Origin of the sequence: Planctopirus hydrillae (assembly GCF_001707835.1) — a bacterium.
GTDB classification, from domain to species: domain Bacteria; phylum Planctomycetota; class Planctomycetia; order Planctomycetales; family Planctomycetaceae; genus Planctopirus; species Planctopirus hydrillae.
The window spans coordinates 330573-352517 of record NZ_LYDR01000063.1 but is presented as its reverse complement, the minus strand read 5'-3'; the positions used below and the strand labels follow the sequence as shown (position 1 = coordinate 352517).

At 53.8% G+C, this 21945-nt stretch carries 13 protein-coding genes; 6 read left to right on the top strand and 7 right to left on the bottom strand.

Annotated elements, in window-relative coordinates:
* Window positions 1-208 precede the first annotated feature (208 nt).
* On the top strand, window positions 209-1528 hold the full coding sequence (locus A6X21_RS08800; RefSeq protein WP_068847206.1) for an HD-GYP domain-containing protein: 1320 nt from the start codon (window positions 209-211) through the stop codon (window positions 1526-1528).
* Between the two features lie 91 nt (window positions 1529-1619).
* On the opposite strand, the gene A6X21_RS08795 is transcribed toward A6X21_RS08800, so the two are convergent.
* Window positions 1620-5603, bottom strand: coding sequence for a hypothetical protein (locus A6X21_RS08795; RefSeq protein WP_240490210.1), 3984 nt, complete (start codon window positions 5601-5603; stop codon window positions 1620-1622).
* A 186-nt stretch (window positions 5604-5789) separates the two neighbouring features.
* Window positions 5790-6101: a hypothetical protein gene (locus A6X21_RS24615; RefSeq protein ID WP_165603733.1), complete on the bottom strand. Its 312-nt coding sequence runs from the start codon at window positions 6099-6101 to the stop codon at window positions 5790-5792.
* Window positions 6102-6179: 78 nt separating this feature from the next.
* Here A6X21_RS24615 and A6X21_RS08790 point away from each other — a divergent pair, with 78 nt between their 5' ends.
* The 4 genes from A6X21_RS08790 to A6X21_RS08770 all read left to right on the top strand — a co-directional run bounded on the left by A6X21_RS08790 (window position 6180) and on the right by A6X21_RS08770 (window position 12551).
* On the top strand, window positions 6180-7391 hold the full coding sequence (locus A6X21_RS08790; RefSeq protein ID WP_165603732.1) for a MotA/TolQ/ExbB proton channel family protein: 1212 nt from the start codon (window positions 6180-6182) through the stop codon (window positions 7389-7391).
* A 59-nt stretch (window positions 7392-7450) separates the two neighbouring features.
* On the top strand, window positions 7451-9655 hold the full coding sequence (locus tag A6X21_RS08785) for a hypothetical protein (RefSeq protein ID WP_068847203.1): 2205 nt from the start codon (window positions 7451-7453) through the stop codon (window positions 9653-9655).
* Window positions 9652-10851 carry a hypothetical protein gene (locus tag A6X21_RS08780; RefSeq protein WP_068847202.1) on the top strand — a complete coding sequence of 400 codons (1200 nt, stop codon included), beginning with the start codon at window positions 9652-9654 and terminating at the stop codon, window positions 10849-10851. Before A6X21_RS08785 ends, A6X21_RS08780 begins: the two co-directional genes overlap by 4 nt.
* Window positions 10852-11180: 329 nt before the next feature.
* Window positions 11181-12551 (top strand): glycerate kinase type-2 family protein, encoded by a 1371-nt coding sequence (locus tag A6X21_RS08770; protein WP_068847200.1) that lies wholly within the window; start codon window positions 11181-11183, stop codon window positions 12549-12551.
* A 57-nt stretch (window positions 12552-12608) separates the two neighbouring features.
* On the opposite strand, the gene A6X21_RS08765 is transcribed toward A6X21_RS08770, so the two are convergent.
* From A6X21_RS08765 to A6X21_RS08745, 5 genes are all read right to left on the bottom strand, one after another.
* Complete coding sequence (locus tag A6X21_RS08765) at window positions 12609-13181, bottom strand: hypothetical protein (protein ID WP_068847199.1); 573 nt, start codon at window positions 13179-13181, stop codon at window positions 12609-12611.
* A 163-nt stretch (window positions 13182-13344) separates the two neighbouring features.
* On the bottom strand, window positions 13345-16245 hold the full coding sequence (gene purL / locus A6X21_RS08760) for a phosphoribosylformylglycinamidine synthase subunit PurL (protein WP_068847198.1): 2901 nt from the start codon (window positions 16243-16245) through the stop codon (window positions 13345-13347).
* A gap of 110 nt (window positions 16246-16355) precedes the next feature.
* Window positions 16356-17249 carry a prephenate dehydrogenase gene (locus tag A6X21_RS08755; protein WP_068847197.1) on the bottom strand — a complete coding sequence of 298 codons (894 nt, stop codon included), beginning with the start codon at window positions 17247-17249 and terminating at the stop codon, window positions 16356-16358.
* 68 nt (window positions 17250-17317) lie between these two features.
* Window positions 17318-18586 carry a DUF1501 domain-containing protein gene (locus A6X21_RS08750; protein WP_068847196.1) on the bottom strand — a complete coding sequence of 423 codons (1269 nt, stop codon included), beginning with the start codon at window positions 18584-18586 and terminating at the stop codon, window positions 17318-17320.
* A gap of 79 nt (window positions 18587-18665) precedes the next feature.
* A complete protein-coding gene (locus A6X21_RS08745; protein WP_240490209.1) occupies window positions 18666-20336 on the bottom strand; it encodes a DUF1549 domain-containing protein in 1671 nt (556 codons plus the stop codon).
* A gap of 502 nt (window positions 20337-20838) precedes the next feature.
* Here A6X21_RS08745 and A6X21_RS08740 point away from each other — a divergent pair.
* Window positions 20839-21900 (top strand): hypothetical protein, encoded by a 1062-nt coding sequence (locus A6X21_RS08740; protein ID WP_131818255.1) that lies wholly within the window; start codon window positions 20839-20841, stop codon window positions 21898-21900.
* The last annotated feature ends 45 nt before the right edge of the window (window positions 21901-21945 follow it).

The following is a 21945-nucleotide window of genomic DNA, read 5'->3' as shown; positions in this document are numbered from 1 at the left end:
CCACACAGCCAGCGACCATGACGCACAAACTCTGCAGTGTAACCGGTTTTGACTTTCACAGAACCTGTGCCAGCATCGATCCCGCAAAAGTTTTTCATGTTCGGCGAAATCTATGAGCTACCCTTGGTAAGTGAGAGTCTCTGTTATCAGTCTTTCACCGGAATCGAGCCCACAAAATCTCCTCCCACTGAAGCCAAGTTTTCTTCACATGGGTCCAGCGACAAGTCCTTCATCAGCCAGTCTCAGGGCCGACTATCAGATCATTTCGATCGATCGTCTGCGGCCCGGGGCCAATTTGCGGACTCCGCTTTACGATGCGGATAAGCCGACCTTTCCCCTTTTGCTGGCTGCGGGAACTCGCATTACGTCTCACCTGCTCGAATTGATGGCCCGTCGTGGCGTCAAGTTTGTGCATGTTCATAAAAATGAACTGAACCACGTCTCCGGCCCGGGGCGCATTGGTGGCACTTATCGGGCAGGTGCCAAAACAGCACCCGCTCAAGAAACATCGGCAACGCCTGCCACTCCGCAGACTCCGAAATGGAATATCCGACCGGATTCCTTCATTCATGATGTCTCTCAAAGAAGCAACATTTACCCTTCTCCGGCACTGGTTCGAGAGATTCAGCAAGGAGTTGAAAGGTCACTCGCTCAGTTGAAAGATGTCTTTCTTGATATTGGTACGAAAGGCAAAGTCAACACAAACGCTGTCACTGGTGTGGCTCGACAGAATCTGATTCTGATGAGCCGCGATATTGATCTTTTTGCTGAGAATGGTTCGCAGCCAGTCCTTGATCGATATCCGATGCAGCATGGTTTGAAGACATCGATGCTGGCATCGGCGATGGCCACTTTGATGGGCTTTCGAAAGGACGAACTTCTCGATTTGAGCTTTGGTTGTCTGATCCATGATTCGGGGATGTTGAAAGTTGCCCAAAAGCTGAAAGCGGATCGCAGACTGAATGCCGGCAGCCAGCTCGAGATCATGAAGCATCCGATCTACATCTGCGATCTGCTCAGCAAAGAGCCCACCGTGACACATGGTGCCAAACTGGTGGCTTACCAGATGCACGAACGAATGGATGGCTCAGGTTATCCCCGGCAGCGTAGTGGCAATCAGATTCATCCACTTTCACGCATTGCGGCTGTGGCCGATACCTATCTGGCGTTGATCTCACCGCGACCACATCGCCCGGGAATTTCCCCCTATGCAGCGATTGAACATCTGCTGGAAGGGACCCGAGCCGGCCATTTCGACTCTTTATCTGTCAGGGCTTTATTGCACCTGATTTCCCTCTTTCCTGTCGGGAGTTATGTAAAGCTCAACGACGGGCGCATCGCAAAAGTCGTGTTGTCCAATCGTGAACGATTTGCTGAACCGACAGTGCGGATAGAAACTCCTGGAGTTTCGACTTTCATTCCGGGGGAATCGATCAATCTGGCTCGAGTCTCACACCTGCGAATTGTCAGCAGCCTCGATGGTCTGCTTCCTCAATGGAGTGACGTGCAGAAGAGCGAAGAGTGGTGAGGCCAGGAACTGCAGGTAGGAAGCGTGGAATTTCTATGAATTCACGCACGCAGAAATGATGCTGAGCGACTTTATTCGGCGCATTCGTCAATCAGGCATTTCCTGAATCGTTCTTCTTGCGGCCACCCGGCGGTGCTTTCCAAGTCTTGAGCTGCTGACGCATTTCTCGGAGAGTAAAATTCAGGCCCAGGAGGTTGAGTTCGGGCTCTGCATCGGCACCCGTCCATCCTGAATGACTGATACCCTCATTGAGTTCTTCTTCCAGAGCTCTGAGCCAATGGGGCACGTCGAGTCCTGAGCCGAGAGAACTCTTGAGATACTCTTCGATCTGTGCCACCAGCGACCTGATGGCGATGGTTTCCATCGGTGTCTTTTTGGCCTCTTCGACAGCCCGAGGGATCAATGCCAGCATGTTATTCACAGCCAGTGGTTTAACGAATCGCTCCTGAAGATGACTCGTAACAGATGGCAGACGCATACCATATTGCCGTTCGAGTTTTTTCAGTTCCGCCAGATGCCGCTCAGACATATCTTCGGTTTTGACTGTAAACACCTCTTCCCAGATCTCAGCAGCTTCCTCCCTGCCTTGCCTGGTCAAGACTTCATGAGCAATCGCGACAGGGAGCAGATTCCAGGCATCCCGTTCGTAAGAAGTTTCCAATCTTAAGAAGTCGAGCAGCGAGAAAAAGAGTTGCCCATAGTCGGATTGCGTGGTGGTCGAGTTGTATTCCAGAAATCGATCAAAGCGATCAACAATCACCTGATAGATCAGCCGCAATGTCTCCGAAGCTTCTCGCGTGCTGATCTTTCCTCCGCGGATATCTTCCAAAAGCGGAATGGGATGGAGCGGGTCTTCAGATTCCTCCAGATAAGCGAGATATTTCTCGATCCCCTGGTGCAGAATTGTGCGGAGGTTCCCAAGTGTCAGCACACGAGCATTCAAAAACTCATTGCCATACTTCTTGATGAACTCTCGAGTCTGATCCCATACGCCATCCATCTTCAACGATTCAACCGTCGAGAGCCGCATCGTTGAACTGTGATCGAGCCATTGATCGAGATAATGCTCGACAGTCGAGCCCACAATTTCGATGAGATCTTCATCCGCGAACTTGCCTCTCTGCCACTGACGGGAGGCATGGATAATACTTTCCAGCGAATTCCTGAGGGCGATGCGGAACAATCGGTCGAACTCTGTCACAGCCATACCGGCAGGCCGGGATGAGCGTTCCATTTCATGTGCAGCCTGTAGCAGATGCCAGGTTTCCTTGAGCAGGCCGAGCCTTGGCAAATGGCAGAGCATGAAGCGGATAATCGCCTGCGCGATTCGTGCATTGAGCATCTCGCCCGGATCGCCATCGTGCTCCAGAGGGATATACAGCAGTGGTCGCTTCTGCAACTCCTTCAGCAGTGCAGGCAAAAGCTTGCGGACTTCCGCAGGATCACGTCTTAATATCCCTAAAATCGACTCCACGATCATTTGTTCTTCGTGGTCGCTGGCGACGATTTTTCCTGTGGTTTCGGCCAGCAAAGCTTCGAGACACCACCGCGCGACCTGAGCACTGATCTGGATATAAATAATCGATTGCAGCAGATAGAACTTGGTCTGGATCTGCATGTCGAACTCGATGTTCGCTTCATGATCGCCGCTTGATTCGATCACGCCATGCTTTTCGAGATCGTCCATCAGCAGTTTCAATTGCTGCTGGAGTTCGACACATTGCTTGAGCCATTCTTCCACATGATCTGCCGGAAAAAATGCTGCGGGACGACTGGTTTCTTCTGACGAAGTGGCCTTCTGCGTGGCCTCAGCCATGGTGCATTCGCTGGCCGCGATCTGCCACATCTGCGTCATCATGCGGGCAAATTTGAGCCTCGGTTCCAGCAAGGTCTCGATAACTTCGAATTCACCCGGTTCGGCACCGCCACCACTGTCCGCCGTGTCGCTTTCGAGGCCGTCGTTCGCGGTATCGCGAAAGACCATGCCATCATATGCGGCACCAAACAATGTGCTGTCTGCATCATTCGTGTCGTCTTCGCCAGAGGTGGTTTCATGTTCCTGCTGAATCCCGCCTTGAAGCACTGTCGAGAGTCGGGGAATCGTCCATAATTCACCGGCATTCGCTTCCACAGAATCGAACATGCGCAAAATGTTCTTCCACTGTGGTTGTGGAGGCTGTGAATTGGAGTCGAGTGCTAATTCGAGCCAGTCGACCATCAATCCGAACAGTGAATGCGGACCCGACTCGAGTCCCACTTCTTCCACCTGGCTCAGCCATTGAATCAGCAGGCCCAGCGAAGCGACTGTATCCTTACGATCCAGGAGAGATTCAACGACCTGGGCATACGCTTTGGATGATTCAAATCGATCGACATGCTGCCGCCAGAACTGCACATCGCCGGCAGCTTCACCGGCAGATCGCCATTCGGAAAGTGTTTCCGCTACATGCAGTGCCGAATCGTAAGATTCCTGTCCTTGAACCAGAGGAAGGTCTGCGACAGTGGGCGTCCCGAATCGATCCCACCATTCAGCAAAGCGAGAGAATTTCCGTTTCAGTTCGTGATAGCGATCTGTCCTGCCGCGGACTGCTGCATCCTGCAGGGCAATGGCATAAGCTTCTAAAATCAATTCGACGAGATTCAACAGTTGTTCAACACGTTGATCAGGCACACTGTCTTCTCGGGAAGAAAACAGCGGGAAGTGCCCCTGAAAGCCCAGGATATTCCAGGGATCGACAATGGCTCCGCAGCGGATTCCCCGGTGCAGGAAACCTTCGATCTCGTCGATCAATCGGCAAGCCTGATCGAGGTCGCCCTTTTCGATTTCTTTACGAAAAAACGTAAACCGCCACTGAATTTCACAATCGAATCGCGCTGCAGCCGCAGGGATGATACCTGCCTGTCGCCGGGCTTCATCTGCGTAGCCCATGCGTGCAAACAGATAGGCCAGATGCCTTCTTTGAACCTGCTGGGCTCCATATTCGGCCAGATACATATTGAGATGCTGTCGCACGTGCCCAAAGGGCTGTTGCGTAACCTTGGCCTGCTTTTGAAGCCGCTTGGCTCTGGCGCCTTCAGCGTTTTCCAGAAGCGTGGCATAGAAGCGGTCTCGCTGTCTGGCCACACGTGGCAATAGCGACGTCAACGTAATGGTCGAATCATGTGTTTCGGGCCCTGCACCACTGATGGCCGAAGCCATGAGAATGGTTCCTGCAAGGACGGCGGCTGCATCATAAACAAGTTCATCATGAGGGACTTTTTTCTGCTCGCTCATCCATTTCAGAAGAGCGTCCAGAATGACTTTTCTCACGACAAACCGGCGGTACATGCCGTGAAGGTCAATCAGATGGGGATCCCACTCGCCGAACAGGTAATTCGTTCGCTTATTGGCAGGATGAAGATGATCATGTGCCCGGGGATCGAGAGAGAGTTCATCGAGATTCGTGAGATAAAACCAGGCGTCTGTCAGAATTTCGGGCGTCGTATTCGAAAGAAGTTCGAGCGATTTCTCGATGATCTCTCGATACGGAGATTCACCGACACCTGCCCCTTTGATGTAAAGTGGCAGTGGACAGAATCGCTCGTTGGCATAGGGTTCGAGCTTGCGCTGATTTTCGAGTAAGGCAATGGGCCGATAGCCAAGGAAGTCATTCAGAATGCGCAGTGAGCCATCGACAATCCTTGGTTCTTCATTCCAGGGCCCCCCCTGCTCCAGAATCGATTCGAAGATTCTGCCAAGAAAAAATGGCAGTTGGAGCGTTTCAGGCTCTAAATGTCCCAGCAAATCCTGGTGGTGATTCACATAAGCTGGGAAGACGTGGTCGAATGCCAGACTGATGGCACTCTGGCCTTGTTCAATATTCTCAAAGCCAGTGACATTTTCCCGATGGCAGGTTTCAAGAGTCTCGTTGAGCAGTTTCTGCTGGAGTTTCCACTGAGGAGCCAGTCGTGCCAACTGATTCAATCTCATCAGGAACTGCGTATCACGGCGACCTCCCGACAAGTTGAGATAGCCTGCGATCTCGCGGGTCAGTGCAGAAACTTCCAAAGATCGATTGTCCGGAGATGATTTCAATGCGTCGATCCCTGACGGGCGGAGTGCGTCAGTCCACTGCCATCTGTGAATGCAAGGTCATGCCTGTTCACGACTTCTATTTGAGAGAATAGACAATTCCACTCGGTCGAGGCAATTGAACGGAAGTCGGAATCTTCAATCATCCCCGTCTCTTCGATTCAACTTGTCTGGCCGAGTTTGACGATTTTAACGATTGTCACGAGGAGTGAATGCACTGCGCGGACGTTGCGTCAGCACCTCACGATAGAAAATTTGATTCTCAATCAAATGCAACTTGATGAGTAAGTCAATTTTGCTCACGTCACTCCCGGTCAAAACTGCAGGATGAAAAATCAGATGCAAAATCAATCTGCGAAAATAGTTGCGCACAAAGCAAAGCTCGATTTTTCCTGGGTGATCGGTGGTTTGGCCGCTGCTGCCTTTTACCTCGTTTTGCCATCGATCCCCCTCGATGAGAATTTTAAGTACCGTTACTTCAATTCTCACTGGATTGAACATTGTACGGTAACACTCTTTTTCATTGGCCTCGCGATTCTCGGTCGAAAACTGCTCAACTGGCCCTCTGAACGGGGCGTCTTGTCGGAAAATATTCTGGAGGGGATCAAATTTGACTCTCAGTCAGATTCATCTGTGGTCGCTCAACTCCTGCGAGAACATATCCAATTGACCGGCCGGCGATATCAGTCGACAGAGCTTTTCCGCCGCATCGAGACGGTCTGCGGCTATGTGATTTCCCGGCACACTGCCGCTGATCTCGAATCGCATTTGAGCTATCTGGCAGATACGGCCATGGCTCGACTGCACAGCAGTTACGCCGCATTACGCACAATTACCTGGGCAATTCCTATTCTGGGCTTTCTGGGGACAGTGATTGGAATCACGATGGCGATTGCCAACGTGACTCCCGAGCAACTGGAGAGTTCTCTCAACGAAGTTACGTCAGGTCTGGCTGTGGCTTTTGATACGACTGCTCTCTCTCTGGCGCTTTCGATGATTCTGGTCTTTGCCACGTTTGCGATCGAGCGGGGTGAGTCGAATGTTCTTGACCAGATTGAGGACTTTACTGTTCATCGCCTGCTCGGATTCTTCCCAGTCGAAAAGTCTTCCGAAGTCTCACCTCTGTTAGCTGCCGAACACGACGTGGCCCGCCGCTTCCTTGATCAGGCCGATTTTGTAACTCGTCAGCATCTCGAGGCCTGGAACAACACTGTCTCAACATGTCGCGAGCAGTGGGCATCGCTGGCTGCCGAGCAGGGGCGAAGTCTGGCTGGTGCTTTAAGTGCGGCCATGAATGAAGCTCTTTCGACTCAGCAGCAACTCCTGCAGCAGACTCAGGCCGAATCCCGGCGTGAAGTCGAGGCCCTGCAGGCTTCATTTGCAGAAAACCTATGCCTGATGCAGCAGCAACTGGCAGAATCGGTCCGCAGCCAATTGGAGTTGATGCATCAGTCCTGGAAGTCAGCCAGCGAGGCTCAATCGAGCATCCAACATCAATTTACCTCCGCGCTGGCCGGAGCGATCGATGCCGTCCAGCAGAATGTCAGTACATTGGCTGGATCACTTCAGGATGTCAGCACTCACTCATTGGCACAGGCCGAAGCTCTCGAGCGACAGACAATTCAGATCAGCAGTCTTGTCGGCAGCAGCCAGCAATTGATTCAGGCAGAAAGCCTGCTCGCTGAGAATCTGGCCACGCTCAAGCAGACACAAACTCTCGAAGAGACGTTACTCAATCTGAATGCGGCAGTTCATCTCCTCTCAGCCCGAGCACATCACCGCGCTGCGTGAAGCAAGGGAGATTGCTGGTATCGAGAGAGTACTGATTCCGTGGATTCATGAGGTGAGGCATGGCAAAAAGGCAAACCAGAACCGGCGAAGGAGTACAGCTCTTTCCGTTCCTTGCGGTTCTTGTCTGCGCCATGGGCGCACTCATTTTCCTGCTGCTCGTGACCACGCGGATGATTCGCCAGAAAACAATTGCCGCGGCTGCAGCCATCGAGCAAGTCCTTCCTCCCGAACATAAGCCAGTCTTGAGTCTTCCAGCGGAATCGATTGCGCCACCACAGCCGCAAGTGCCACCTCCTGTTTCAACGGAACCAGCCACTCCTCCTGTTCCCCTGTTGGCAAGTCAATCCATTGAGCTGAAACCCGTCGATCCCGTTCCCCCTGAGCCGGAAGTGGTGATTGATCGCACACGCATCGACCAGCTTCAGAGCCGAATTCAAGAGCTGCGGTCTCAGGAGCAGCAGCTTTCCAGAACTGCAACCAACCGGCAGGAACAACTGGAGCACCTTCTCAATGCCCGTCAGCGAACAGAAGCAGAACTGGCTCGGCTGAAAGCAGAACAGAACGACCTTTTCTCACAGGCGAAACTCCTTCAACAGACGGCGGATGAAGCCGAAATCGAACTGGTCAACAAACAGATTCGAACTCTTGAGAATCGTCTGGCAGGTCTCAGCACACAACCAGGGACCGGCGGCAGCAAGTTCATGATTGTCCCCTTCGATGCCCAGACAGGCACGACGAGACGCCCGATTATTATTGAATGTCATGCACAAGGCCTGCGTTTTGTTCCCGAAGATGTCACGATTACCGCAGGAGACTTGGTGGGCTTCAATGAAAAGTTCAATCCTCTTCTCGCTGGGGCAACCGCTCTGACTCGCTATTGGGCCAGTCCACACCGGCAACGTCTCCCGAATGAGCCCCTGGGCGAGCCTTATGTTTTACTCCTGATTCGGCCCAGTGGAACAGTCGCTTACTACGCTGCATCGCAAATGCTTTCAACAATGAGGCAACCGTTTGGTTACGAACTGATTGGTGAAGAAACCGAACTTCACATGCCGACTGTCGATGAAGAAGCCAAACGTCTCTGTGAAGCGGCTGTGCGTGGGCTCATTAAGGAGCGAGAGGCGGTAGCTGCCGCGGGTGGATTGGCGGTGGGAAAAAGCGGCGGAGAGTTTGCAGTGGCTCCCGATGATGAGTTCGGCGGGAGTGGTCGAGAAGTCCCCGCAGGTGAATCGCGTCAGCATTCAGCCGCAGCGACTGGTCGTGCCATTGGCAGCATTGATCCACGCCCGGGACGTGGTGGCTCGGGCGAGCACCTCGATCCATCACTGGGAACGACGGGTTCTCATCAATTCTCACGAGGGGCAAACTCTGGTAACAACGCGATTACCACGAATGTTCCAGCAGGTTCTCCAGGTCGTCCGGGTGAACCGATGAACGGTACAACCCCCGGAGAATTTGCCGAGGCCGAAAAACTCACGGAAGCCTCTTCATCGGCAGCAGCACAGCACCCCGCAAATACGCCAGCAAAACCAGGTCATGACAGTCGTGCAATCCCTGCAAAGCCAGGGGCTCAGTCGAGCACAGCCAAAAAGTCTGAAGGCTTTACCGATGTCCCCGTTGGTGAAGAAAGCTGGCAGAAAGTTGAGAAGTTTGGTGGGCAACAATTCCGCACACAGAAACAGGGTGGTTCATCAGTTGCCAGTCTTGACGAAGAAATCACCCAACGGGAAAAGGCGATTGAAGAGGCTGATGAAGATTTTGCCAGACTGTTGAACAGTACTGAGGGCGCCAAAAAGAAAGATGGCCCGCAGGAAATCCGACCTGAAGATGTCAGCTCGCCACTCCAGCAGTTTGGAGAATCAGAAGATAACAGGCGACGGGCACGGGGTATGCCTGTTGAAAATCTGCAGCGTCGCCGCTGGGGAGTGTCAGATCTTTCCGCCACGATTGGCATGGAGCGTCCTCTGAACGTCGTGGTGTCTGCTGATCGTCTCGTCGTGGATGACAAGTTTCTCATTCGTGTCGGTGCAGGTGAAAGCAAGACCGATACGTTGCGAATGCTGCTGCTCGCTGTCGATGAACTGGCTCGCGACTGGGGGCGTCCACCCAAGGGTTTTTACTGGGTTCCCAAAATTCAGTTCCAGGTAGGCCCGGGCGGCATCCAGCATTACGAACGGCTTAATCCCTCCATCAATCGCGCCGGTCTGAAGACCAGTCGTGAGTTCATTCTCAGTACGCCTCCATCAACCAAAGGGACTCCATGAGCCAACGTCCCTCTCCCAAAGAATCTGAATTTGGTTCCGACTCATTTCTCGATGTGATTGCCAACATCGTCGGGATTCTCGTGATTCTGATCGTCCTGGCGGGACTCAAAGTCTCCCGCATGCCTGTCGTTACCAAATCTTCCGAAAATCCCGCGGTGGCCATTGTCACCGATCTCAAAGCCACAGAACTCACTGTCAGTGAACCCGTGCAGCCAGCGGCGGAACTTCCCACTCAAGATCCATTACCCGCTGATTTACAACCAGTCCCTCCAACTGTCGAATTACCTCCTCAAGAAATTCCTGCGGAAAAGCTCGTTGTCGAAGCAGCTCGCCCCGTCAAAATTATCTCACTCAGTCCCAATCAGGCTTTGCGTGAAGAAGCCGAGCAGGCGGCTCTCAGTACATCCCGGCTGGAAACGGAAATTGAGAACCTGAGCGCACAGGTTGCTGAGCAGGAACAGTCGCTGCTGCGTGCTCAATCACAGGCCAGAGTGATGGCTTCGGAACTCCAGGCGGGACGCGAACTACTCCGCGCCAAACAGGATCGACTGACTCAGGCACATGAACAGCTTCTGGCAGCACGTCAGAAGCTGGCCACTTTGAGAGCCAGGGTGATTGAGACCGATTTCGCTCCTCCAAATGTCGAGAAGATTGAACATCGCGTGACACCCGTCGGGCGTGTGGTGAAAGGGAGCGAGCGACACTTTCGATTTGAACGAGGAAGAGTCGCCGAGGTTCCGATTGACGCGCTGGTCGAACAGGTCAAACGGCAGATTGAAAGTCGGAAAGACTGGTTGATCAAAACGCCAAAAGCACAAGGAGAAGTGGGGCCTGTTGGCGGTTTTCTCATGCGTTACACCGTGCAGCGTGAGAATGGTGGAGTTCTCAGTGAACTGGAGATGGGGCCAGGTCTGGTGAGCATCAGTGTCACGCAATGGCTGATTCAACCTGCGCGAGATCTGCAGACAGAATCGGTCGAAGAAGCCATGCAGACCGGTTCCCGGTTCTACCGTTCTTTACTGACGACTCCCGAAGATGCCACTCTCACGTTCTGGGTGTATCCCGACAGTTTCAGCGAATTTCAAAGGATTCGAAAGTTCGTCCATGAGCAGGGATTTCTTGTCGCAGCCCGCCCGCTTCCCAAGGGCGTCCCCATTGCCGGCTCTCCCCACGGCACTCGCTCATCGGCTCAATAACGCTCTTTCCGAGTTTGTCTGTTAAGTTCGTTTGCTGAACATTCTGATTGGTCTCAGATCGTTATTGGGTGGCACAAAATTTGGGTGGCACGACCCTGAAAGCCACAAAAATTAAAACAGTGCGTAAAGGCGTGGTCTTTTCGCCTGCTAACTTCACATTTAACGTATATCTGTGTGCCATACTTGCGGCTCGGAGCAAGCATGCCTTGCAGACGTTCAATCCGCTATTGATTTCCGGTTTGCGTATCAGCCCCAAGTTGTCAGACCCCGTCCAATTTGAGAAGCTGCCACCTCATCTCCAGCATCAATTCATTCCTTTCAGGTGATCCATGGACGAAGCCGCGATTCACAGACTCACCGAGGATGCTCAAGCCATCTGGTGGGCTGGTGTGCAGGCAGCCATGCCCGGCGAACTTCTGCCTCGTTTCGTCCGCCTTGAGAATGAGAGCATCATCGTTGGTGGCGAAGTTCGACCACTGGCAAGCCTGCGACGCATTGTGGTTCTGGGGGCTGGCAAAGCGGGCGCTGCAATGGTGTTGGCCCTGGAGGCTGCACTAGGGGATGAAATCACAGATCGACTGGTGGTTGGTCAGGTGAATGTGCCTGAAGATTGCGTCGTGCCCACACGTCGTATTCAGCTCGTGGGAGCCCGCCCCGCTGGTGTCAACGAACCGACAGAAACAGGCGTCGCTTCGACGCGAGAAATCCTTGAACTGGCTGCGACGACGACCGCGGATGATCTGGTGCTGGTGCTCCTTTCCGGCGGTGGCAGTGCGCTACTCCCCTTGCCCAGGCCACCGATCACCTTAGAGCAAAAGCAGCACGTGATCCGTCTGTTGTCGACTCGCGGTGCATCGATTGAGCAGCTCAATCTGGTTCGAAGAAACATATCGAATGTCAAAGGTGGTGGCCTGGCCCGCGCGCTGGGCCCCTCGCGCACTCATGTGCTCGTTATTTCCGATGTCATCGGCAATCCACTGGATCTCATTGCTTCTGGCCCGCTCCTGCCGACACCCGATGAGTTTGTGTCCATCCAACAACAGGCTGCCCTCGAGACTTTGGCTGCATTTGCTGAACATCATGAGGTGGCTCCCGAAGTCTGGAATGTGCTTGCGGGAACTGCTCAGGAAACGCTGCCGCCAGTTCGTGCCGAGATCTCGCACCATCTGTTGGCCAGCAATCATCAGGCGGTTCAGGCGGCTGTCAAAGTCGCCCAATCAAGAGGCTATACCATTCGCATTGCCGTGAGTGATGTGGGTCGGACAGCCGATGAGGTGGGGACAGACCTCGCTCATGCCATCGCTGATGAACCCTGCCGTGAACCACTTTGCTGGATTTCTGGCGGTGAACCCACAGTCAAGCTTGTTCCTTACGATGGCCCACGCAAAGGAGGCCGCAATCAGCAGGTGGCCTTGGCCGCTCTGTGTGAATGGCAGCACTGGGATGCTGATCAGACAGATCGCATGATTCTGCTCAGCGGCGGCACCGATGGCGAAGACGGCCCCACGACCTGTGCGGGGGCGATCGCGAGTGGTGCCGTCTTGCGCAAAGCGCAGGAACTTGGGCTGGATCCGAGCGAATTCCTCGAAGTTCAGAATGCCTGGCCGTTCTTCGAAGCAACCGGCGGCCTCTTGACGACCGGCCCCACGCACACGAACGTCATGGATCTTCGTGTGGGTCTGCGATTACCCCTGCCGTAGGGTGACATGCAGCGAAGCGGAATGCACCAAGCTGGAAGGGCAGGCTCGAATTTGCCATTACGGCTTCGCCGGATGCAATTCAAATTCGTGGTAAGGTGACACGACTTTACGAGTGTCGGAAATCTCCGGTCCAAGGAAAACCTCAGTTAAGGTCCGCACACGATACTTGCCGGGTTTGTCAATTACGAAGCTACCACTAAATCCCAATCGATACTCAGTCTTTCCTTTGGGATCTATGCTTTTTCGAGCCTGGGAGCCCCCACGCTTCCTGAATACTTTCACGCCATCAAAAGCGGTAGCCGAGTGGGGGATATCGACCCACATTTCACCCGCCTGAATCTGTAACTCGACCACATTTGAGATCCAGAGAGGCCCTAAAGCAACGACAACCTCGTTCGGTAATTGAGATTGAAACGACTGTATTACGGCAAGACCTTGCCCCACGCGTAGATCGCTTTCATGGCGATCTTCCCACGGCGGAACCACAGTCACCTGGCATGTCACGTCATTTGTCGTGGGCAGAGAGAGAACACGCTGGTAAGGCGGTTCCTGAAGAACACCCGTAACCAAACCAATCAAACCAATCCCACCGGCAATGATCATCAATTTCAATCTGATCGATGATGTCATCAGGATTGCCTCCCGCGACCGGAATTGAGTCAGTTGGCAGGGTAGGCTCCGGCCTGCCTGTGGTGTGTTTTTCTGGATAACCCTGAATAACGAGTGTCGCGGAATCGGCAGGCGGGAGCCTGCCCTACGGATTCAACTGGCATTTTAGCAGGCACCTTGGCCATCAGCTCCAGGCTAACGGTGATTGCCAGCTTCGTTTGAAGTCTTCGTTTGCGGCACTGACGACCTTTTTCCCCTGCCCTGTGATCTCCACTCGGCCAGTCTCTGTCACCACACCCAGCTTCTGATAGGGAATCCCTGCCAGTACACTTTCGACCTTTGACTGATTCTCTGGCGAGACTTCAATCACAAAGCGGGTTGTTGACTCTGAGAAGAGCGCGACGAGTGGATCGGCATGTCCCAGGTCGAGATCAACGCCCAGCTCACCGGCGAAGGCCATCTCAGCGACGGCGATCGCCAACCCCCCTTCACTCAGGTCATGGCAGCTCTTGACGAGGCCGGCGGAAATCAACGCGTGTGTCTTGGCCAGCACTGTCGGAGCAAGTTCCGGATTCACGCGTGGAACGCTTCCCGACTGGCTGCTGTTGACCAAAGCATAATGACTGCCGCCAAACTCCGCTTTGGTTTCGCCAATCAGATACAGCACGTTCCCAGCGGCTTTCAAATCCATTGTCACTGCGTTCTGGACATCGGCAATCTGTCCCAGAGCGCTGATCAGGAGCGATGAAGGAATCGCCACAGTCTGCTTCTCGCCGCTGTCGTCGAGGAAGCTGAATTCGTTGTTGAGACTGTCCTTACCGCTGATGAACGGCGTCTTGTAAACCAGAGCCGCATCGTGGCAACCCAGAGCTGCCCGCACGAGCGAACCGAGCGTTTCCGGCCGTTCCGTATTTCCCCAGCAGAAGTTGTCGAGAATGGCAATCTTCGACGGATCAGCACCGCAAGCGACGCAGTTTCGCAGGGCTTCATCAATCGCGGCGTAGGCCATCCAGTAGGGATCATGATCGCCGTAATGCGGATTCATGCCGTTGGAGACCACCAGTCCGCGCTTCGAAGACAGATTGGGTCTGATCACGGCGGCGTCCGAAGGTCCATCGCACATCACACCCACCAAAGGCTTCACGACACTCCCCGCCTGCACTTCATGGTCGTATTGCCGGATGATCCATTCTTTGCTGCAAACATTCAGCGAAGAGAGAATCTTATGAACATCGTCGGTGTAGTCTGTTTTAGGAGCAAACGTGGCCTTCGAGCCGTCTGTCCTGGGTGAATAGGTTGCTTCACGAATCACAGGCGGGCGGCCATCGTGGAGGAACTCCATCGAAAGCTCTCCCACAGGCTTTCCATCGTAAGTCAGCGTCAATTTGTGATCATCCGTGAATTGCCCAATCGCCGTCGCTTCGACACCTTCTGAAGCACACAAAGCGTGGAATTCATCCCAGTTCTCCGGAGGTACGGCCAGCACCATGCGTTCCTGAGCTTCCGAAATCCAGATCTCTGTGTAGGTGAGACCAGCGTACTTCAGCGGTGCTTTTTCCAACCACACCACAGCGCCGGTCTCTTCCCCCATTTCGCCAACTGCACTGCTGAATCCGCCAGCCCCGCAATCGGTAACGGCTGAGTACAGCCCGCGATCGCGAGCCACCAGCAGTACATCCATCAACATTTTCTCTATGACAGCATTCCCAATCTGCACCGCACCGCCCGAGATCGTTTCGCTCTCCTGCGTTAACTCGGCAGAAGAGAACGTCGCTCCGTGAATCCCATCGCGGCCAGTACGACCTCCCAGGGCAACAATCAGTTCGCCGGGGGAAACTTTCTTTTCACAGCGATTGGCGGGAATCATGGCGACCGTCCCGCAATAAACCAGCGGGTTGCCCAGATACCGTTCATCAAAAAAGACGGCTCCGTTGACCGTCGGAATCCCCATGCGGTTTCCGTAATCGCGCACTCCAGCCACAACACCCAACGCGACTTGTCGCGGGTGGAGCACGCCGGGAGGGAGCGATTCGTGTGGAGTATCCGGCGGCGCAAAGCAGAAGACGTTTGTATTGCACACGGGCTTAGCACCCAGGCCGGTCCCCAGCGGATCACGCACCACACCACCAATGCCGGTATTGGCACCGCCGTAAGGCTCGATGGCCGAGGGATGGTTATGCGTTTCCACTTTGATACAGACGTTTTCACCTTCTTCGAAGGTGACAATCCCCGCGTTGTCCTTGAAGACACTCACGCACCAGTCATCTTTGCCCCATTCTTTGCGCAGTTGCTGGGTGGCAGCAAAAATCGTTTCCTTCAGCATGTTGCCAAATTGACGTGTGCCGTGTTCATCGGTGTAACGAATCCGTCCGCCGAGCGTCTTATGAGAACAGTGTTCGCTCCATGTCTGAGCGACCGTTTCCAACTCGATATCGGTCGGGTCGCGCTGCAGATCCCGAAAGTGCTTCTGGATCGTCTGCATCTCGGCAAGACTCAGATAAAGCTGGCCTTCCTTGCTGAGCTTCATCAGTGCCTGATCATCCAGTTCGCGAATGGGCACATGTTTGAGTTCCAGTTGATAGGTATGCCCGAAGCTTAATGTCGCCATCTGCAGCGGGCCCTGCACTATCCGCTCGATGGCGTCATTCCCTAATACTCTTTGTGCCAGAACCTGGATTTCTTTCAACTGGGCTTGATGATCAAACCAGTATTTGCGGCAGGTGGCCACTTCCTCGATCGCAATCCCGGCCTGCTGAAGTGCCCGCCGGGTGCTGAGTGCTGTATTGTCAGTCACACCCGGTTTGTAGAGCACGTTGAAAAGCTGCCCAGTGGCCGTTGAATCGTCATTGGCATCGACTTCGGCGGGCTTTCGCACGCGTGCGATTTCCACAACTTCATCGACCAGCAAGAGCTGCATTGCTTTCTGGATTGTGGCTTCGTCAATGCGACCCTCCAGTAAAAACGAGCGACCCGCTCTTACCGTTTGAATGGAGTCGAGGCCCAGCAGGCGAACCTCCCCCAGAATTCGCTGGCCTTCCCGGTCAATCTGTTCCGGACGGGAGAGAATCTCAACTTCCCAAAGCATGTTCCGTCACCTTTAACGTTGTCGCTCGCGGGCCAGAGGCTGGCATCGCGAAAACCATGGTTTCTATTCCATCATTTCCCGTTTGATGATGGGGAAATGCCTGTGTTTATTCAGCTTTCATCAATTTCGAGCTGCTTGCGTCTGATTTCCCCGGCCTGCAGAAGTTCAAGCAGCTTTTTTGAATCGTTTGTCTTCAGTGCCTGGACAAAGGCCCCCAGTTGATCTTTGAGTCTTTCCAGGCTTTGCACCACCGGTTCGCGGTTCGACTCCAGAATTGAGACCCAAAGTTCCGAGGGGCCCATAGCCACGCGGGAAGTATCGCGAAAACCAGCCCCCGTCACAATTTGCCACTCATCCGGCAAGATTCCCGCCAGTGCCGCAGCAGCCACATGTGGCAAATGACTTGTCGTGGCCAGGGCCTCGTCGTGTTCTTGTGCCGACATCCGGACAATTTGCATCCCTAAGGCTCGCCAGAATCGTTCGGTTTTGATTACCGCCGATTCAACGACATGATCCGGACAGATCACGCAGGTACGGCCTATAAAGAGATCACCAGAGGCATGCTCGAATCCTGCTTTATCGCCCCCGGCGATAGGATGTGAACCCACAAAAGGAATCGTTCCCTGCTCTCCTGTCAGGTCGGCCAGACTGGCAGCAAGTTCAACTTTTGTGCTGCCGACATCGGTCACGAGGCAATTCGCAGGGAGTGCTGCGATCACTTCTCGAATTACCCCCGCAATTCGATCCACTGGGGCCGCTGCGACAAACAGATCGGTCTGGGGAGGAATCTGCTCAGGATCTATGCAATACGAGTCAATCACGCCAGCTTGCTGTGCAGCCGCCAGACGCTCGGCATGACGTCCCATGCCAACAATATGCCTAGCGACATGGCGGGATTTTGCTGCCAAAGCGACCGATCCACCCAAAAGTCCGACACCATAGACGACCAGAGTGTCAAAAAGTGGCGTGGCAGGTGCTGATAAAGTGGGGAGATCGCTCTTCATAGCCTGAAGTGTAGCGGAGTCTGCTCACGCTCAAAAGTGAGTCCCATGCTTTACTGATTTCTGATCGTTTATGCTTTGAAAAGTGCCGCCAATGGCTGGCCGCTTGTGAGCCGGATGGGCCGTCCAATGGGAGTGAAAATCTCCTTCTGGAAGTCGATTCCTAACACTTGCAGAATACTGGCCATAATCTGCGGAATTTCGACGGGATTTTCTGGTGATTTGACCCCTTCAGGATCGGTCGCGCCGATAACTCGTCCAGACGCCAGCCCGCCGCCACCCAGCAGAATAGAAAATCCATGGGGCCAATGGTCGCGGCCATCCAAAGGATTGATTTGAGGCGTCCGCCCGAACTCCCCACAAACCAGGACAACTGTTGAATCCCACAGATCGCGAGATTTGAGGTCTGTGACCAGAGTCGCTAGTGCCGGATCGAGAATTTCTGCTCTCCCTTGGGACAAGCCGAAATTATTCGCGTGAGTATCAAAGCCATTTAACGTCACATCCACTGCGCGAACGCCCGTCTCAATCAATCTTCGGGCCACAAGACAGCCTCTCCCGAAGGAATGATTCCCGTAGGCCGCCAACACAGCGGCGGGTTCATCGGAGATCGAGAAGGCCTTAAGCTGTTCAGAAGTCATCATTTTGAGAGCAGAATCGATCGTCTTCTGATGCAGTGAACTGGCGATCGGATAGCGCCGCCCGTTGAGAAATCCCTGTGAAAGCTGGCCCAGCGTTTCCAGTCGCCGCTGATGACGCTCATGATCCACAGGAGCTTCAAGATTCGTCAAATTTCGCCCAGGGTCAAAAACGCGAAAAGCGGTACTTTCTTCACCCAGATAACCGCCTCTGGTCGCAAACTGTCCATCACCCAGGCTCACATGTCCGGGAATTTCCAGACTTCCCTGCGGGAGTTCGTGATAGACGATACTTCCAAGTGAGGGATGCACCACGGTCGGTTCCGGTCGATAGCCAGTGCGAACGACATACGTACCTCGCTCGTGATCCCCTTCCTTCGAAACGATCGATCGGATGACGCAAAACGAATTCAAGATCTCGGCTGTCTGCGGATACCACTCACAGATCTGCGTCCCTTGAATGGATGTATCGATGGCTTTGATCGGGCCACCAATCCTGGTCCCGGGATGAGGATCCCAGGTTTCCAACTGGCTGGGGCCACCTGCGAGCCAGAGAGTGATCAAAGATTTGCCACGCTGGGGCCCTCGATCTTCGGCCGCACGTGCAGAAAGCTGGCTCGCTGAGAACGCCACGACTCCCGTTGTCAGTAGCTGGAGCAGTTCCCGTCGATTCCAGCAGCAGTTGATCAATGAATCAGACATATTCAAGACCTTTTGAGATTCATCGGTAAAAGCCGGGATTCGTCTGCAGGACAGGCAGCTTGGCCCGGTTGGTCAACAGTCAGTGATTCCATGAAAACTCGGGAGAATTGAACAACGTCCAGTACAGATCTTCGGCGAGCGTTGCATTCGAAACCGGATGAGTCTGGCACATGGCTTCAATCAGTTGAAGTTCTTCGGCTGTGGGCCGCCTTGTCAGACAAGCCAGAAAAACCCCGGTCACCAGTTCCTCACGATCATTCGAGAGATTCGCCAACCGTCCGGCGGCACTCAGAGGCGTGGCTTCACTAAGCTGGCGGGAAAACTCGCCATTCATTCTGAGCAAGGCCTGCGGAATCGTCCCTGTAAAGAGTGCCAGTTCCTCTTCGCCTGTGTCACCATATTCTTTGAGAAAGTCTCTCTCCCGAAACAGGCGGAACAGCCTCACGAAGACATGCGAGTTCTGATCTATTGTCTGGAGTGACCAGGCCTGCAGCATGTTGCCAATAATCTGCTCCGGGCGAAGCCTGGTGAGTGGATACATCACCCAGTTCTCTGATGCTACGTCGAATTTTTCACCATTTTCGGCACTGGGATGCCTCGATTCCTGCTGGAAAGCTTGTGTCTGCACGATGACTTGAATGAGCCAGTGCAACGATCGGCCATGAGTTCGAAATTCATCGGCCAGGACATCGAGCGGATCGCTTTGTCTCTCAACGGGTGGATCAGGCAGATCGTCGACGGGTTCAACGAGTGGCTTGCCGAACATCAAGCCCCACATGCGATTCACAATCGCCCGGTCGAACCTGCGGTTCTCCTCATGGGTGATCCATTGAGCCAGTTTGTGACGTTCGGTTCCATGTGCGGGGAGCCACTCTTCGCCAAAGGGAACCCGGAGATCGACCTTTCGTTTTCCGTCCTCAGCTTTGGAGTCATCCACCTGGTACTGAAAATCTTTTTGATCTTCAAGGCCGACTGCTGAGATCCGTACAGGAGCAAAAAATGCCGCCAGTCCCTCAAAGTCGTGCTGTTTCCATTGGGCAAAAAAATGATCATGGCATTGAGCACAATCCATTCTTTGCCCCAGAAAAGCTCGGGCCGACCGTCCAGCCAGTTTGTTTTCATCGACTTCCTCACCCGTCACGGCGGCTGTGATAAAGTTCCCGGCGGGCCGACCTGTCCACAATCCTTTCTCGGAGATCATCTGCTGTACGATTTTGTCGTAAGGTCGATTGTCGAGGATCTCACGCGACAGCCACTGGTTGAATCGATCTCGGCGAAAAACGATAAACTGCCCCTCCTCGATGCCGACGAACACTTTGCCGAGCCGCTGGGCCAGATAATCTCCCACGCGCGGATCCATCAGCAGATGATTCGTCCATTGGGCGATTCGATCCTGGCTTTCCATCGCCTCAAAAGCGCGAATCTCTTCCAGTGAAGGAACAGTCCCCACCAGTGCCAGATGCAAGCGGCGGAGAATCGTCAGATCGTCGGCCCGTTCCGCTTGACTCAAAGTTTTGGAAGTACCCCAACTCTGGTCGACGGCAGCAGCGCTTATCTTCCAGTTCTGCAAATCTGGTGGGAGATTCGTTGGCGGCTGTCCGTCTGCTTCCAGTCCCATTTGCGCCATGAAGGCGAAAAGACTGATCACACCGGCCGTCGTCAGGAACAGAGGAAGGACGAGTTTCAGTGCTCCAGCGAGTTGCCATCGCTCTGCCCTCTTTGTCGAAGTGCCGATGGTCGAAGTGTTCATGCTCACTTTTCCCGACATGCCGACAGTTCTCGAACACGCGCCAAATTGTTGCCTGATGTTCACAGGACGATCGATTTGGTCGCTTAAACCATATTTCAACCCTACTCAGCATACCTGAGATCGGCAGAAATAGTTTCGATCTGCGAAACCACCTGTCGTCGAATCTGGTATCTTCTAGAGATTTACCGTTCTTTTCATGGTTGATGGACTGGCGAGAATTTTACGATCTGAACCTGCTTGAACTCAGCCTAAGCAAAGTCCGAGAACTATGGCCACTCCTCGAGCCACCACAACGATAGAGGCTGCCCACAGACCGCCATGGTCCGACGAGGATTTTTCTAACTCGAACAAGGATCCGCTCGATTTAGCAGACTCAGAGACAGTTAGCCACGCTTCGCTTGTCATTCAGGATTTCTCGCCTCAGCAAGAGATCTTCAGCTTTCACGATTGGGAACCATTCCCTGTCCCATGGCGGCACCCGATTCGTTGCCTGATGTGGTTGATGCGGCTGATGTTTGGCCTGACCAGCCTGCTCCTGATGCTCTCAATCCTCGCTGCAATTCCAATTGTCAACGTCTTTGCACTGGGTTATCTCCTGGAGGCTGAAGGTCGTGTGGCAAGGACTGGAAAGCTCCGCTATGCACTTCCACTCATGGCCATCGCTCCGCGGTTTGGCATGATTGTCCTGGGATTATCGCTCTGCCTTTTGCCACTGGTCATTCTCTCCGATGTCGCTGCGGATGCCCATCTGATTGCACCTGGTGGTCAGAAAGATCGAGCCTTTTCATTCGCTTTGCGTGTACTGACGGTCATCCTCACCATCCACGCTCTCCTGGCCATTGCTCGGGGCGGGCATATCGTCACGTTTTTTCGACCACTTAAAAATCTGGTTTGGTTGATCACGCGTGCCTTTTCGCGGGATCACTGGGCACGATCATCGTCGGCCATTCGAGAATTTTTCTCGGCCATGCAGTTGGGGCAACAGTGGCGCACTGGACTTACGGCACTCCTGGGAACGGGTCTCTGGCTGTTGATACCCACAGCGATGTTCGCCGCACTCAATGATCGTCAGAAGCCAGGTCAGGTCTTGCTGACGCTGATGGGTGGCGTGCTTCTCATGATCGTTTTGTCGTGGCTCCCTTTACTGCAGTGCCGACTCGCAGTGGAACGTCACTGGCGCTCCATGTTTCAACTCCAGGCGGCCCGCAGGCTCTTTGCCCGTACACCCATGTGCTGGACATTGGCCATGGTGATTGGCTATGCACTTTCTTTACCGCTCTATCTTTTCAAAACATTCGCGCCGCCGGGTGATCTGCTGTGGATGTTCTCGCTCATCTTCATCGTCACAATTTATCCCGCGAGAATTCTTTTGGGGCTGGCTTATTCTCGATCGATGCGGCTCGAAAAACCGGCCTTCTTCTTGTGGCGCTGGCTCTGGTCACTCCTGCTGCTGGCTGCCCTCAGTGTTTATGTTTTTCTGCTCTTCTTTGCACCTGCGATTGGTGTGAATGGTCGTCAGGTGCTCTTTGAGCACCCGCTGCTCATGCTTCCTGTCCCGCTCTAGCCAGCTCTGAGAGTTCGTCAGGTGACTGTCAAAACTCTCGTGTCA